This is a genomic window from Qipengyuania sp. JB2-7, from assembly GCF_055693485.1.
Map to the genome: position 1 here is coordinate 790024 of NZ_CM146335.1, position 17244 is coordinate 807267.

General features: G+C 56.7%; 7 protein-coding genes. 1 reads left to right on the forward strand and 6 read right to left on the reverse strand.

All coding sequences use genetic code 11. The features are described 5' to 3' along the window. Positions 1 to 20 precede the first annotated feature (20 nt). The 6 genes from ACZ1GM_RS03885 to ACZ1GM_RS03910 form a co-directional block, all read right to left on the reverse strand. Complete coding sequence (locus ACZ1GM_RS03885; protein ID WP_472677840.1) at positions 21 to 3707, reverse strand: Ig-like domain-containing protein; 3687 nt, start codon at positions 3705 to 3707, stop codon at positions 21 to 23. Further along, complete coding sequence (locus ACZ1GM_RS03890; RefSeq protein ID WP_472677841.1) at positions 3673 to 4329, reverse strand: Ig-like domain-containing protein; 657 nt, start codon at positions 4327 to 4329, stop codon at positions 3673 to 3675. Before ACZ1GM_RS03890 ends, ACZ1GM_RS03885 begins: the two co-directional genes overlap by 35 nt. Then, positions 4301 to 4783, reverse strand: a complete 483-nt coding sequence (locus tag ACZ1GM_RS03895) for a cadherin-like domain-containing protein (protein ID WP_472677842.1) — start codon at positions 4781 to 4783, stop codon at positions 4301 to 4303. The genes ACZ1GM_RS03890 and ACZ1GM_RS03895 overlap by 29 nt, the downstream gene beginning before the upstream one ends. Beyond that, complete coding sequence (locus ACZ1GM_RS03900; RefSeq protein WP_472677843.1) at positions 4747 to 12654, reverse strand: Ig-like domain-containing protein; 7908 nt, start codon at positions 12652 to 12654, stop codon at positions 4747 to 4749. Before ACZ1GM_RS03900 ends, ACZ1GM_RS03895 begins: the two co-directional genes overlap by 37 nt. Further along, positions 12602 to 14083 (reverse strand): DUF4347 domain-containing protein, encoded by a 1482-nt coding sequence (locus tag ACZ1GM_RS03905; protein WP_472677844.1) that lies wholly within the window; start codon positions 14081 to 14083, stop codon positions 12602 to 12604. The genes ACZ1GM_RS03900 and ACZ1GM_RS03905 overlap by 53 nt, the downstream gene beginning before the upstream one ends. Positions 14084 to 14371: 288 nt before the next feature. Continuing rightward, positions 14372 to 16240, reverse strand: a complete 1869-nt coding sequence (locus ACZ1GM_RS03910) for a beta-galactosidase (RefSeq protein WP_472677845.1) — start codon at positions 16238 to 16240, stop codon at positions 14372 to 14374. 104 nt (positions 16241 to 16344) lie between these two features. On the opposite strand from ACZ1GM_RS03910, the gene ACZ1GM_RS03915 reads away from it, so the two are divergent. Continuing rightward, a complete protein-coding gene (locus ACZ1GM_RS03915; RefSeq protein WP_472677846.1) occupies positions 16345 to 17220 on the forward strand; it encodes an HpcH/HpaI aldolase/citrate lyase family protein in 876 nt (291 codons plus the stop codon). The last annotated feature ends 24 nt before the right edge of the window (positions 17221 to 17244 follow it).

The following is a 17244-nucleotide window of genomic DNA, read 5'->3' on the forward strand; positions in this document are numbered from 1 at the left end:
AGTGTGATTATTCGAATATGTTAGCTGAAGGCTTTGAGCAGATCGCTCGCCTCATTGTCTTTTTCCGCGTTTGCTTTGGCCATCATCGTATTGAGCGTATCTGCCCGAGCCGCCTGTTCGCCTCCGCCATCATCCAGTTGAATTTCGCCGGTTGCACCTTGGATTACAACGGCGGTTTCGACCGTCTCGCCATTTTCCAGCACCGCACGAACTATCAGTCGGATTGCCTCTGCGTCCACTGGCCTTTCGATAATTGCGAGGCCGCGCGCATCCATGCGGATCCAGTCGGGTAATGGAGAACCATCACGTGTCACGAGTTGGAATTCCACGACGCGCGGCGCACTCTCCGGTCCGATATCGCGCATCTCGACATAGACCACCCGGTCGCGAACAATGCTCTCAATCATAAAGAGGTCATTGCCAGTGCTCAGCTGACGTACCGAGAAGCCGGTGAGGCTTTCGGGGATGAAATCGCCAAAGCGTGGATCGAACAGGTTATCGAGACCAAAGCGCAAGTCGCGAATGTCATCAAGGTAGCGTGTCAGATCATTGATCGGATGGCCGTTTACATCAAACTCGCCGATACCGCGCAGCGGCGCGATATCGTTCACCGCCGTAAGTATCGGCTTGTCGACATTGAGCGTGCCTGTGCCGCGCAGATCACGGAAATCATTGACTGCGTCGAGGATCACCAGCGGAGCACTGATGAACTTGTCAGTTTGATCAAGCACGCGGTCCACGCGATTGGGGTCTGGGAAACCGGGTTCTGGATCATTACCAATTAGGAATGAAATATCGGCGGTTGCCTGAACGACCGTTACCGTCGCCGTTGACGCCACAAAGCCACCATTTCCATCGGAGACGATGTAATTGATCGTGGCAACGCCATCAAATTCTGGCGGAGCAGTGAAGGACAAGGTCCCGTCCGGGTTGATGACAACCTCGCCAATGTCCGTTTCAGCGAAGAAGATGCTAAGTGGATCACCATCCGGATCACTCGCGTTTGCCAGAACATCGAGAACACGCTCACCGCCGCTGATGACTGTGAAGGCCTCATCATCATCGATTGGGGGCTCGGTCAGCGGATTGACTGTGACGGTTACTGTCGCGGTTGATGTACCACCATTTCCGTCACTGATTGTATACGTGATCGTATCCGTGCCGAAGAAATCGGGGTTCGGCACATATGTCACAGTGCCGTCTGGATTGATCGTAACCGTGCCATTGGGGGCCGAAGCATCTGTGACAGTCAGAGGGTCGCCATCTGCATCGGTGTCGTTGACCAAGACTGGGATCGTCACCTGACTGTCTTCATCGACGCTAGATATGTCGTTCGCCGCAACCGGTGGATCGTTGACTGGGTTCACGGTGACTGTGATGGTCACCGTGTCGAACCCGCCCATGCCATCGCTCACCTGATACGTGATCGTATCTGTGCCGTTGAAATTCGGATTCGGCGTGTAGGTTAGCGTTCCATCAGCGTTGATGGTGACCGTACCATTTGGCGCATTGGCCGATACAATCGTCAGCGGATCGCCATCCACGTCCGTGTCATTCGCGAGCGCAGGAATGGTAACCGGTGTGTCTTCATCCGTCGTCGCGACATCGTCAGTGCCAACTGGCGGATCGTTGATCGGGGCGACATTGACCGTGACGGTCGCCGTCGCGGTGCCACCCATGCCATCATCAATGGTATAGGTGATGGTGGTCGGCCCGTTGAAGTCGGGATCCGGTGTAAAAGTAATCGTGCCGTCTGGGTTGATCGTGACCGTACCATCAGGCGATGTCGCCTCTGTCACGGTCAGCGGATCACCGTCGGCGTCGCTATCATTGCCGAGCACTGGGATCGTGACCGGCTGATCCTCAACCGCATTGACTGTATCATCTTCGGCAACCGGCACATCGTTTACCGGATCGACTGTGACCGTGATTGTGGCCGTATCGAAACCGCCATTGCCGTCACTGATGGTGTAGGTGATGACATCTGTGCCGTTGAAATTCTCGTCCGGCGTGTAAGTGACTGTGCCGTCGGGATTGATGACGACGGTGCCGTTGGGCGCCGTCGCCGCTGTGACCGTCAGTGGATCACCATCGGCATCACTGTCATTGTCGAGCAGCGGGATCGTTGCAGGCGTATCCTCAGGCGTTGTCACCGTGTCATCGACGGCAACGGGCGGATCATTCACTGGAGCAACATCGACTGTGACCGTGGCGGTCGCGGTGCCGCCATTTCCATCATCGATGGTGTACGTGATTGTGGTTGGACCGTTGAAATCCGGGTTCGGCGTGAACGTGATCGTGCCATTGGGGTTAATGGTTACCGTGCCATCCGGTGAGGTCGCCGCTGTAACCGTCAGTGGATCGCCATCAACATCGCTGTCATTGGTCAGCACGGGAATAGTGACTGGCGTGTCTTCCGGTGTTGCGGCGGTATCATTTACCGCAACCGGCGCGTCATTCACTGGCGTTACGGTAACTGTGATTGTCGCCGTGTCCGTGCCACCCATGCCATCGCTGATGGTATAGGTGATGGTATCGGTGCCGTTGAAGTTCTCGTCTGGCGTATATGTGACCGTGCCGTCGGGATTGATCACGACGGTGCCGTTGGGCGCGGTTGCATCAGTGACAGTCAGTGGATCGCCATCAACATCGCTGTCATTACCTAGCAGCGGGATAGTGACCGGCGTATCTTCCGGTGTCACCGCACTGTCGTTCACGGCAACAGGTGGATCGTTCTCTGGGTCAACCGTGACTGTGACGGTCGCCGAGGCGGTGCCACCATTGCCATCGCTGATCGTGTAGCTGATCGTGTCGACGCCATTGAAATCCGGGTCGGGCGTGTAATCGATCGTGCCATCGGGCAGGATCGTGACGGTACCGTTTGGCGCGCTCGCGGTGATAACCGTCAGCGGATCGCCATCTGGGTCACTGTCATTGTCGAGCACATCGATATTGACCGTGGTGTCTTCGTTAGTGCTGGCCGTGTCATTGACCGCAATCGGCGCAGGGTTGGTAACCGTCCAGGTGAAGGTTGTGGAGACGGTGGGCGGTGCATCAAACGGGTCCATTGACATTGTGCCGTCGTTAGCGGTGATAGTTACCTCGTAAACACCATCACTATTTGGGCCACCAATAGATGCTGCTGGATCAATTGTTCCGCTAATCACACCCGTGTTTGGGTTGATTGTGAGACCAGGCGGTAGGCCGGTCGCAGTGAACGTCAGCGTATCGCCATCAACATCATCAAAATTCCCGGATACATCGACACTGATGTTGTCACTGTCAGCATTGTCGCGCGCTGGCAGTGGGTCGGCGGTGGGTGTATCGTTAAATGGTGTGACAGTTACTGTCACAATGGCGGTGGAGGTTCCGCCATTTCCATCACTGATCACGTAAGTGATGATGTCAGTGCCGTTAAAGTCTACGTTTGGCGAGTAATCGAGCAGGTCGGTCGGGCCGAAAGTTCCAGCTGGGATGACCATGACTGACCCGTTCAGCGCGGTCGCCGAGATAATTGTTAGCGTGTCGCCATCTGGATCGGAATCATTAGCAAGAACATCAATGATGTTCATTGGCAGTTCCTCACCAGCGGTGAGCATATCATTTACCGCAGTCGGCGCAGGGTTAGTCACCGTCCAATTGAATGTCTGGTCGACTGTGCCGCTATTGCCATCATCGGTACGTGATCGTGACTTCGTAAATGCCATCGCCGTTCGGGCCACCGATTGACGCGCTTGGATCAATCGTACCGGTGATATTGCCATTGGCGTCAATAGAAAGCCCGGTTGGCAGGCCCGTCGCGCTGAATGTGAGCGGGTCGCCATCGGCATCGGCAAAGCCGCCGGATACGTCCAGATTGATGATATCAGCATCGGCATTGCTGCGCGCCGGCAAAGGCGGCGCAGTTGGCTCATCGTTCTCTGCGCCCACCGTGACTGTGACGATGGCGGTGGATGTTCCGCCCTGGCCATCATCAATCTGATAGGTGATGGTGTCAGTCCCGTTGAAGTTTGCATCCGGTGTATATGTCAGCGTGCCATCGCCATTGATGACGACCGTGCCATTCGGCGCGCTGGCAGAGACAACGGTCAGCGTGTCATTGTCTGGGTCGTTGTCATTGGACAGCACATCAACTGCCGTGATCGGCGTATCTTCGGTGGTTGAGGCCGTGTCGTCATTCGCTGTCGGACCAGGGTTAGTGACCGTCCAGACAAACATAATGTCCGTCACCCCGCCATTGCCATCATCAGCAGTGATGACCGCTGAATAGACGCCGCCATTCACCTGGCTCGCGTCAGAATTAATTGTGCCGGTGATCTGACCTGTCATCGAGATCAATGCTGAGCCCGGCGGGCAGATTGCTGACGCTGTACGTCAACGTGTCACCCTCAATATCCGTGAACAGCGCTGCGGCATCGATAGTGATCGCGTCGCCATCTTCATCCGCACGATCAGGCAGTGGAGTTGCCTGTGGCGCGTCATTTTCCGGGGCGATCGTAATTGTCGCAACAGCGGTTGCTGGATCGCCGTTTGCGTCTTCGATCGTGTAAGTGACTGTCGCAACGCCGTTAAAGTCATCGTCTGGCGTAAACGTGATCGTTCCATCAGGATTAACCACAGCAACGCCGTTCGTTGCGGTCGCGGCGATCACGACGATGGGCGTCATCGGATCGCCATCGGGATCAATATCGTTGGCGAGGACATCCAGCACGATTGGCGTGTCTTCCGTGCCAGTGAATGTGTCGTTCACGGTACCGTTGGCGGTTCGTTGTTGATCGTCCATGTGAACGTCGTTGAAGTTACGCCGCCATTGCCATCGTCAGCGGTGACGGTAACCGTGTAAACTCCATCGCTAAGCGGCCCGCCGGTCGAAGCAGTCGCCGATGTCGTTCCGGAAACAAGCCCAGTCGCGGGGTCAAATGTCAGCCCATCGGGCAGGCCTGTGACGTTGAAGGTTAGCGTGTCGCCTTCAGGGTCACTGAATGCTGGCGCGAGTGGAACGCTGATCGCTTCGTTATTGCCGTCAACAAGATCGGGCAGGCCGACCGTTTCCGGCGCATCGTTCAGCGGATTGACAGTGACGGTGACTGTAGCGGTTGACGTGCCGCCTTCGCCATCGTCGATAGTATAAACGATGGTGTCGGTGCCGTTGAAGTTTCCATCCGGTGTATATGTCAGCGTGCCATCGGCGTTGATCGTCACCGTGCCGTTATTCGCGCTCGCCGCTGTCACGGTCAGATCGTCGCCATCCGGATCATTATCATTGGCAAGGACCGGAATCGTGACCGGGTTATCCTCGTCAGTCGTGGCCGTGTCATTGGCGGCGACAGGAGGCGGGTTCCCGATCATCCATACGAAGGTTGAGCTGGTTGTCCCGCCATTGCCATCATCGGCGGTGACGGTGACAGTGTAAATGCCGTTGCTGGCCGGGCCGCCCTGACTGGCAGAATTATCAATCGTGCCGGTGATGTTGCCATTGGCATCGATGGAAAGGCCGGCTGGCAGGCCGGTGGCCGTAAACGTCAGTGTATCACCATCAACATCGTCAAAGTTGCCCGATACATCGAGCGAAATGACATCGCCATCTTCATCCGTCTGATTGGTCAATTGAGGGTCGGCAACCGGGTCATCATTTACCGGATTTACGGTGACAGTTACCGTGGCGGTGTCTGTCCCGCCTTCGCCATCGCTGATGGTATAGGTGATCGTGTCGGTGCCGTTGAAATCATCGTTTGGCGTATAGGTGATGGTTCCATCAGCCTCGATGCTGACTGTGCCATTATCCGCGCTGGCTGACACGACTGTGAGGGCATCGCCATCCGGATCATTGTCATTCGCCAGCACGTCAATATTGACTGGCGTGTCTTCGTTGGTGGTCTCTGTATCGTTGGTTGCGACCGGTGCAGGGTTAGTGATCGTCCAGGCAAAGCTGGTGCTCACCGTGCCGCCATTGCCGTCATCGGCGGTAACTGTGACGGTGTATATGCCATCCCCGGCTGGGCCGCCCTGAGAGGCAGAATTGTCAATTGTGCCTGTGATATTGCCAGCGGCATCAATTGTAAGGCCTGGAGGTAGTCCGGTGGCGCTGAAGGTCAGCGTGTCGCCATCAACATCGCTGAAACTACCACCAACGGGCACGGAAACCGTCGTACCATCAACATTGGCCAGATTAGCCACTGTGGTGGTGTCGACAACCGGATCGTCATTCACCGGGTTGACCGTAACCGTGACGGCAGCGGTGGATGTGCCGCCTTCGCCATCGCTGATCGTATACGTGATCGTGTCTGTACCGTTGAAATCAGCATTGGGCGTGTATGTGACCGTACCATCGGCCTCGATCACCACCGTGCCATTCGCCGCGGTCGCTGCTGTGACTGTTAGGTCATCGCCGTCGGGATCATTATCATTGGCGAGAACTGGGATGTTGACCGGGGTATCCTCGTCGGTCGTCGCGGTGTCGTTTGTCGCCGTTGGGGCGGGGTTCGTGACTGTCCATGTGAACGTGGTATCCACCGTACCGCCATTACCGTCGTCAGCAGTAACCGTTACGGAATAGATGCCATCGCCCGCCGGGCCACCCTGGCTGGCCGAGTTGTCAATCGTGCCAGTGATTACGCCGGTGTCAGGATCGATACTGAGGCCAGTGGGAAGGCCGGAAGCAGTGAAGGTCAGATCATCGCCATCGACGTCGCTGAAATTGCCAGACACATCGAGGGTTGCCGTATCTGCATCAGCGTTGTTCTGTGCCGCAATGGGTGTGGCAACGGGGCCGTCATTCACCGGGTCGACGGTGACGGTGACCGTGGCGGTTGATGTCCCGCCTTCACCATCGCTGATCGTGTAAGTGATCGTGTCAGTGCCGTTGAAATCCGCATTCGGCGTGTATGTGACGGTGCCATCAGGCTCGATCACTACAGTCCCATTGCTCGCGACCGCGCTGGTCACCGTCAGGTCATCGCCATCAGGGTCGCTGTCATTGCCCAAGACATCGATATTAACCGGGGTGTCTTCATCGGTTGTTTCAGTGTCATCAGCGGCAATCGGAGCGGGGTTGTCGACTGTCCATGTGAAGGATGTCGTGACCGTGCCGCCATTGCCATCGTCTGCGGTGACTTCGACAGTGTAGACGCCATCGCCCAGCGGGCCGCCTTGCGATGCGGAATTGTCTATCGTGCCAGTGATGTTGCCATCCGCATCAATCGTCAGACCCGGTGGCAGGCCCGTTGCGCTGAAGGTCAGATCATCGCCATCCACGTCGGTAAAGTTGCCCGACACATCGAGCGTGACGGGCGCGTTGTCGTCATTGGTCTGCGGCGCGATCGGCGCAGCAACTGGTGCGTCATTTTCTGGTGTGACCGTGATCGTGGCGGTGGAGGTAGAGAATCCACCATTGCCGTCGCTGATCGTATACGTGATCGTGTCGGTGCCATTGAAGTCAGGATCAGGCGTGTAAGTGACGGTACCGTCGCCATTGATCACAACGGTGCCGTTGTCAGCATTCGCCGCCGTAATGGTCAGTGAATCACCGTCTGCATCGGTATCGTTTCCAGTAAGGTTGACCGTGACCGGCGTATCCTCTGGCGTCGTGCCCATATCCGGATTCGCAACCGGCGGATCATTGATTGGATTGACTGTGACATCGACAGTCGCCGTCGCTGTGCCACCATTTCCATCACTGATCTCATAGGTGATAGTCGTATTGCCGTTGAAATCCGGGTTTGGCGTGAAGGTGATCGTGCCATCGGCGTTGATGACCACAGTGCCATCAGGCGATGTCGCGCTTGTCACGGTCAGCGGGTCGCCATCCACATCGGTGTCATTGCCGAGCACACCGATAATGACTGGCGTGTCTTCGTCGGTTGTTACCGCATCATCATTCGCAACCGGCGGGTCGTTCACTGGATTTACAGTAACGACCACTGCTGCGGTGGAGGTGCCACCATTGCCGTCACTAATCTCATAAGTGATTGTGTCAGTGCCGTTGAAATCCGGGTCTGGCGTGTAGGTGAGTGTACCATCAGCCTCTATTACCACGGTGCCATTTGGCGCGCTGGCTGAAACAACAGTGATCGGATCGCCGTCAGGGTCGTTATCATTGCCGAGCACATCGATATTAACCGCCGTCTCTTCATCTGTGGTCGCCGCATCGTTCACGGCGGTCGGGGCCGGGTTGGTCACCGTCCAGGTGAAATCCTGAGAAATGGTGCCGCCATTACCGTCATCCGCAGTTAGCGTAACGGTGTAGGGGCTGCCCTGGCTTGCATCGACATCCAGAGTCCCTGAGATAATGCCGGTCGCAGGATCAATACTGAGACCCGGCGGCAGGCCGGTCGCGGTGATGGTTAGCGTATCGCCATCGACATCGCTGAAAAAGCTGTCGGTCGCGACGGACACGGACTGACTGTCTTCATTCGTCACATCAGGGATGTCGACCGCTGTCGGCGCATCATTTTCGACCGTTACAGTGACAACCAGCGTCGCGGTCGCAATTCCGCCCTTACCATCGCTGACCGTGTAGGTGACCGTGGCATCGCCGTTGAAGTTTTCGTCTGGAGTAAAGGTTACGGTGCCATCAGCGTTCACGACGACCGTTCCGTTGTCACTGCTGGCGCTGGTGATCGTCAGCGCGTCGCCATCAGGGTCGCTGTCGTTGGCCAGCACGTTAACGGTGACGGGCGTATCTTCCGGTGTGGTCGCCGCATCATTCTGCGCGATCGGCGGAACGTTCTGGATCGAATAGACAAAGGTCGTGCTGACTTCTTCGCCAGAAGGATCGGTCGCGGTCACGGTGACAACGAATGGGCCGCTCTGCGACGAATCTGAGGCCAGAGTGCCAGAGATAACGCCTGTATCGGGATCAATCGTCAGCGATGGCGGAAGACCTGTGGCGGTAAAGGACAGGTCATCACCATCAACGTCGGCGAAAGCACTGGCGGTCGGTATGGAAACATCCGCACCGTCTTCGCCATTCTGGTTCGGCAGACCAACAGTCGTCGGCGCGTCATTCACCGGCGTGACGACCACATCGACACTTGCGGAGCTTTCGCCACCTTCGCCATCGCTGATTGTATAAACGACGGTGTCAGTGCCGTTGAAGTCCGGGTTTGGCGTGTAAACCAGCGATCCGTCCGGGTTAATCGTGACGGTGCCGTTGCCCGCGCTAGCCTCGATAACAGTCAGGTCATCGCCATCTGGATCGACGTCATTGGCGAGGACCGGAATATTGACCGGCGTGTCCTCGTCCGTCATCGCATTGTCATTGCTGGCGATTGGGGCGGGGTTCGCGACGGTCCATTCGAAGGTTTGCGAGACTGTTCCGCCCTGACCATCATCAGCTGTCACCGTGATACTATAGACGCCGCCATTCACCTGGCTGGCAGAGTTATCGATGGTGCCGGAAATCACACCCGTGTTCGGGTCAATCGTCAGCCCCGCCGGCAGGCCCGTGGCGGTGTAGCTAAGCGTGTCGCCATCTGGATCGCTGAATGCGCCTGCGACCGGCAAATTGATAACCTGATCGTCGAGATTGGTTTGATCGCCTATGGATCCGCTTGTTGCCGGCGTGTCATTCACATCGGCAACGGTGACCGTGACAGTTGCAATGGAGGTTCCGCCATTGCCGTCAGAAATCTCGTAAGTGATTGTATCGGTGCCGTTAAAGCCGGGATTCGGTGTGTATGTTACTGTCCCATCGGGGTTGATAACCACGGTGCCATTTTGCGCATCGGCAGACGTCACTGTCAGCGGGTCACCGTCCGGGTCGCTGTCATTGGCCAGCACAGGAATCGTGACCGGTGTATCCTCATCAGTTGATGCGGCATCATTGGTGGCCTGCGGGCCAGGGTTTGAGACATTGAAGGTAATCGTCTCTGTCGTCGTGCCGCCATTACCATCATCAACGGTTATGGTTGCGGTGTAGACGCCGCCATTGGTCTGGCTCGCATCTGGGTCGATCGTGCCAGAAATGACGCCTGTATCGGGGTCAATTGTGAGGCCAGGTGGCAAGTCTGTCGCACTGAAGGTCAGGTCATCACCTTCAACATCAGTAAATGCATCCGCGACAGGCACCGAAACGGTCTCGCCATCCTCAACGTCTTCGGCTGGGATCGGCGTGGATTCCGGAGCGTCATTGATCGGGTTAACTGTGACAGTCACTACCGCCTGTGACGTCCCGCCTTCGCCATCGCTGATCGTATAGGTGATGGTGGCCGTGCCGCTGAAATTGGCCGGAGGGGTGTAGTTGATCTGGTTCCCCACCAATGTTGCCTGACCAACCGAAGCCACCGCCGCAATCACATTGATCGCATCGCCATCTGGGTCGCTGTCATTGGGAAGCACATCAATGAGTACAGGCGTGTCTTCATTAGTGCTTGCGGTGTCATCAACCGCAATTGGTACGGGGTTGGCAACAGTCCAGCTGAAGGTTTGTGTGGTCGAGAGGCCGCCCGCGTCAGTCGCAGTGACTTCAACGGAATAAACACCGCCAGCGCCGCCTGTGCTGGCGGAATTGTCAATGGTTCCGGTGATTTCACCGGTTGCACTATTGATCGTCAAACCGGGAGGCAGACCAGTGGCACTATAGGTTAGCGTCGCGTCGTCGACGTCGTTAAAGCCGCTCGCCGTGTCGACGCTAATCCCGCTATCAGCATCCAAATTGGTTTGCGGAGGCAGGGTGCCAACCGGCGTGGGTGCATCATTCTCGGTCGCAACCGTTACAGTGACGGTCGCGGTGGACGTGCCGCCTTCGCCATCGCTGATGGTGTAAGTGATGGTGTCGGTGCCGTTGAAATCCGCGTTCGGCGTGTAAGTGACTGTGCCGTCGGCATTTATCACAACTGTGCCATTCGGCGCGCTTGCAGAAGTGACGGTCAGATTGTCCCCATCGGGATCATTGTCATTGGCCAGAACGGGAATATCCACCGGCGTGTCTTCGGTGGTAGATGCCGTGTCGTTTGCTGCGATTGGGGCAGGGTTGGTTACGGTCCAGCTAAAATCCTGTGTCGCGGTGCCGCCCGCGCCATCATCTACCGTCACGGTGACCATATAGACGCCGCCCATGCCGCCCTGGCTGGCGGAATTGTCTATCGTGCCGGTGATCAGGCCAGTTGCACTATCGATCGTAAGGCCCGGTGGCAGGCCGGTCGCGCTATATATCGCGCTGGGACCATCGACGTCATTGAAGCCGCCCGACGTGTCGACGCTAATCCCGCCATCAGCATCCTGATTGCTCTGTGGCGGAAGGTTACCGACTGCGACCGGATCATCATTCTGCGCGGTGACGAACAGGCTTACGGTCGCCGAACTTGTCCCGCCTTCGCCGTCACTGATCGTATAAGTGATGGTTTCGGGACCGCTATAATTGGCGTTCGGCGTGTAGGTGATCGTCCCATCGGCATTGATCGCCACGGTGCCGTTAGGCGCGCTGGCCGAAACGACGCTAATATCGTCACCATCAGGATCTTGGTCATTGGCCAGTACGTCAAAAGTAACCGGCGTATCTTCGAGCGTCGAACCGCCATCATTGTTGGCTTGCGGCGCGGGATTGGTGACTGTCCAGCTGAAATCTTGTGTGGTGGATAAGCCGCCAGAATCCGTCGCAGTAATGGTGACAGCATACACGCCGCCTGTGCCGCCCTGGCTGGCGGAGTTATCGATATTGCCTGTGATGAAACCGGTATTGGGGTCAATCGACAGGCCTGCTGGCAGACCAGTGGCCGCGTAAGTCAAATTGCTGTCTTCGGCATCATCAAAGCCGCCGGAGACATTGACGAAAATCCCCTGCTGATTGTCGATGTTGGTTTGTGAAGGGAGTGAGCCCACAGCAGTCGGCTGATCGTTAACCGCGTTGACCACAATCGGAACAGTTGCGGTATCAGTACCGCCGCGCCCATCGCTGATCGTATAAGTGATGGTGTCTGTGCCGCTAAACTCTGCGTTTGGCGTATAGTTCAGTGTGCCATCGGGATTGATCGTTACCGTGCCGTTGCTTGCATTCGCGCTGATGACAGTCAGCGTTGCATCATCGACATCGGTGTCGTTACCCAACACATCGATGTTGTTGATCGGCGTGTCTTCATTGGTGGTCTGTTGCGGATCATTCGCCGCGATCGGCGGGTCATTGACCTCGACCACTTTGATTGTCGATGTCGCAACGTTTGATGTCAGCGATGCGTTGGCGAAACTGATATCGATGGACCGGTCGGCTTCGCTTGGGAATTCTCCGCCGGTCTCGAATGTGATTGCGCGAAGGGCGTTGCGATATTGGTTCGCATTCGCCGCACCTGTCAGTGTAATTTCGTCCGCGGTGCGTGTGTAACTGATCCCGCCGCCTAGCGTCCCCGAAGCTGCAGTTGATCCATTGACCAGTAAGGAGTCACCCGTCTGTGCATTGGTCAGCGTGATTGTCGCGCTCTGTACCTGGCCAGCGGGATTGGTGATGCGCACATCGCGATCAACTATGCCAACAGCCGCACCATTTTCGACATATGTGCCCATATAGGCAGAGCCATTGGCCGTGCTGTCATTGCGGTCCAGGTCAAGCCGCGGGATCGAAACCGTCGTACCGCCCGTACCCAAATTGAAATCGAAATCGCCATCATGGCTAAAACCCGCTCGACCGTACCGCAGTAGGCACGAGATTATAGGTGATTTCAAAACTGCTGGTATCGAGCCAGTTGAACCGCGCCGCCGACGGCACGCCAAAGTTCTCGTTCGTGCTGCCGGACGCTGTAACTTCGCCTGGAACAGACGTGTCGAACAGAATATTGGACCCGTTTCCAGACTCAAACGAAGAGAGCGTGTCTGTGTCGACTGTCACAAACTCGCGGCTGCGCGGTTGGCTGCCAACACCATCAATGTCGGCCACCGTGTAGGAAATGTCGATCTGGGCCGGCGCGCCCGTCGCCGTGAAGAAGATATCCCAGCGAAGCGTCGCTGAGGCGAGCATGCTGGTCGGCCCGTTCGCATCAAGCAATATGCTTGGGTCGTCACTGCCCGGTCTTGGCCGGTCAAATTGAATTACGTCAGTATCAGTAATCGATACAATAGTGGCTCGGATAGAAACTGACTGGCCATTGAGTGTGCCGACATTGTCCCATGTTGCCGTTGCTCCGGCGCCCACACCAATTGAGCGAGGCGGATTACCAAAGAAGCCCGTTCCGCCAGAGGCAACAATATTTCCGCCGGCATCACGCACGGTGAGCGAGTCAGGCGGCGCCGAGATATTCGTCGGCGCAAGCAGCCCCTCCCAGTTTTCCGCGACGAGCGAGGCGGCCTCTACCACCCCAACGCGGTTTTCGAGTGTCCAATCGCCGCCGCGCAGAATGCTGCCGGTGTCGTCAATTGAAGCAGCGATATCAGCGCCAGTGATTGCAGCGAGATTGTCGAGCAACGCTTGTCCAGCGTCATCAGCGCCTACGTCACAACCATAAAGCAGAATGTCGCCGTCAGCAGAGAGCTTCGATCCAATCGAGGCAAATGCAGCAGCAAGATCGCCGGTCAATGCAGCGGAGTCGACACGCGTATTACCCAGCCAGAACAGGCCATCTTCACCATGGCTGACGATATGGATCGCGCCTATATCAGATTGGCCTGCAAGCGCTGCCAATATCTGATCGACGCCGTCACTGCCTGCATCTATCAGAACGATGGTGCCGCGACCTGCCCAAGTGTCTACAAGTTCCTGATAATTTTCGACGCTTGTGTCGATAAAGATGAATTCGTTCGGGGTGTCGGCGGATGAGGCGGTCGCCAGGTCGTCGAAAGAGTCGTCGGCATTGTCAAAGCCTAGCACATCTACCCGGTCGACATCGAAATATCGGGTCGCGATGGCCTCAACATTCTCGACCTCGGCAATGGCACCAATTTGCGCATCGCCTGCAACACGTTGGGGGCTTTCTGTAGATGCGCTCTGCGCCGCTGACGGCAAAAATGATAGAGTATCAGCGCGAGATTGGTTGTCGCGCGCACCCAAGGAGAGCGGGCTGACCAATGTCTCCGCAATTGAAAACTGATCTGTCAGCTGCGCTTGTTGCGCGGCTTCGACGCCAACGGCGGTGACGACACCTGCCCCGTCAAACATCATTCTCGGCTCAAGAGCTAAAAGATGAGACTTCCGCTTGAACTTCGATGCCATTCTCGACCCCACTCACCGTTCACTGGCTCTTCTGTATTTTTACAGCAGGGATTACGCCTGCCGAAATTACACAATCGCCAATTTCATCCATAGCCCTCAACCAAAGCGTACAGAGTGCTCTGACTCAGCGTCAACCAAGTCCTTTCCAGACAGGCCAATTAATAGCTGAACCGTGCGTCATAAGCGACCGACTAAGTTAAAAATGTATGACCAAGTCGTGGAGAAAACCGTTAATCATTAAGAGTTTACATTTATCGTGACATTTCCGGAGAGGTAACCGAAATTAAATGTCGCCGACTTGGTCGTGCGGCGACGCCGACCTTTGGCCATTGTTTCAATAGGCAGATTTGTTTCCCGTAATGCACGGCTGATTACTTCGCGCAGTACTTGGCCCTCCGGCCAAGCGGCACAGTATCGCACGGTGCCCGACCGGTAGCTGGCGATCACCCCATCTTTGGCGACAAGTTCCGGTTGAGCATCGCCTTCCAGATGGTCGAGCCAGCGGGCGATTTTCCAGCCATCACCGTCATGCTCGGTGTGCGGGCCAAGCGTTTCTGAGAGTGCGACTGTTCCGCCGACCAGTGGAGTGAGTTTCCCTGGTGCGAGGGTGTCGGGGATCGTGAAGTCTGCTTCACGGCTGCCGGAACGCGGGCCGATGACAACTTGTCCAGCAAAGCTGTCCAGCGAGCGTGCGAATTGGTCGGACACTATCGGCAAACACGGAACGCAAACGAGTTCATATCCGTCCAATGAAGAATCCGGTGCGACAATATCGACATTAAGCCCCTGTTCTCGCAGGGCTGAATAGGTCTCAAGCGCCGCCCAAAGTGCTGAACATCCCTCTCCTTGTGGCTGGATTTGGGTGATCCATTCTGCCTCATATGCGAAGATGATTGCGGCATGCTTGACCGGCACACCGAGATCGCCAATTTCAGCGATCTCTTTGGCGGCTTGGCGGACTTCTTCCAGCCCTGGTGCGGGTTTGCTGTCGGGCCTCAGCAGTCCCGCATGCATTTGCTCCTGTGCAAAGGGCGCCTGCCGCCATCGGAAATAGCTGACCATCTCTGCGCCATGCGCCATCGCCTCTAGCGTCCACAACCTGACCATACCCGGTAGCGGCGCGGGATTGTGCCGTGCCCAATTCACAGGGCCAGGTTGCTGCTCCAGCACCGACCAACGACCATTCTTGGCGCAGCCGCGATACAGATCGTGATGGAACGCCGCGATATCGGGATGCCCCTGCCGGGCATAAGCGCCCTTGTCATCATCTGAAAAACGAAACATCTCAAGAAAGCCAAGAGGATAGCTATCCCACCCCAGCACATCCAATTCTGCACCCAGGTCGTGATGGTCATAGCCAGTGTAAAAACCCATCGCGTTATGGGTGATGTCACGACCCGGTGAAAGTTCGCGAAGGATATCGACCTGCCGCCTATTGAAGGCAATGACCTGGTCGGAGGAAAACCGACGGAAGGCGAGCCAGTGCGCAGGGTTGGCCTCCGTCACGGTAAGGTTCGGGAGATCAATCTCGTCAAAGCTGCGATACTCCATGCTCCAAAAGACATTGCCCCAAGCTTCGTTGAGCGCGGCGATGGTACCGTAGCGCTTGGCCAGCCATCCGCGGAATGCGTCCTGAGCGGCTATTGAGAAGCTTTGCACAGTATCGTGGCAGCCATATTCATTGTCAGTCTGCCAGCTGACGATTGCAGGATGGTCGCCATACCGTTCCGCCATTGCGCGGGTGATCCGCTCCGCCTCGGCTGCGTAGCCTTGATGGCTGAAGCAGTAGTGGCGACGGGAGCCAAAGCCGCGCAGTTTCCCGTCCCGGTCAATCGCAACCATGTCTGGCATCTGATCGACCAGCCATTTAGGAGGCGTTGCCGTCGGTGTGCCCATGATTATCTCAAGACCAGCCACGTGAAGGGTGTTGACCGCGCGGTCGAGCCAGTCCCATTTGAACCGTCCGGGATCGGGCTCAATCCGGCTCCAGGCAAACTCGGCAATCCGAACTCTGGATAGTCCTGCATCAACCATACGCCGGGCATCTTCTGCCCACATCGATTCAGGCCAATGTTCGGGATAATAGCAAACGCCCAATTTCGTCATGCGCCAGCGTCTATCCCGCAATGGATGCTGTGCGCCAGCGCTTTGTTGCGCGGTCTCTCAAGATGCTGTTAGGCGCTAGCTCAATGAGAAAGGACTATTGAGCGATGCCCATCCCAAAGACACGATCATGGCTGTTTGCGCCGGGTGACAGCGCACGAAAGATGGAGAAGGCGCTGGGCGGTCCTGCGGACATAATTATCCTCGATCTGGAAGATGCCGTTGCTCAAGAGCAGAAACCGCTTGCGCGCGAAATGATCGCTGATTTCTTGGCGGCCAATGCCGACCAACGGGCGCGCTTATGGGTGCGCACTAATCCGCTCGACAGCGGTATGACGCGGGATGATCTAAACGCGGTTATGCCCGCGCAGCCTGGCGGGATTATGCTCCCCAAGGCACAAGGTGGGCATGATGTAGAGGCGCTGGACAAATTGCTGAGTCCTCTCGAAAGCACGCATGGAATGGACGCGGGGAGCACGCCAGTAATACCGCTCGTTACGGAAACGGCGGCGGCAATGTTCACCACTGGAACCTACCTGGGAACACCGCGGCTTGCCGCCATGACGTGGGGCGCGGAGGATCTCGCCGATTCCATCGGGGCCATGGGTAACACGCATGACGATGGCAGCTATCGCCCAACTTATGAGCTTGCGCGCAGTCTGTGCTTGCTCGGTGCCGCTGCGGCAGGAGTACCGGCAATCGAGACAATCATGGCAGACTTTCGTGATTTGGAGGGGCTCAAGGCGCGCGCGGAGTTGGTCCGGCGCGATGGATATCGCGGCATGATGGCGATCCACCCCGCGCAGATTGATGTAATCAATCAGGCTTTCTCGCCTAGCGAAGAAGAAATCACTGAGGCGCGAGAGATTGTGGAGTTATTCGCTGCTAACCCAGGCGCTGGTACAATCGGCTGGCGCAAAGGAATGCTGGACCGACCACATCTCTCACGCGCGCAGCAGCTATTGGCTCAGATCGAAGACTGAGAAGTCGCTCAATCAATTGAGCTT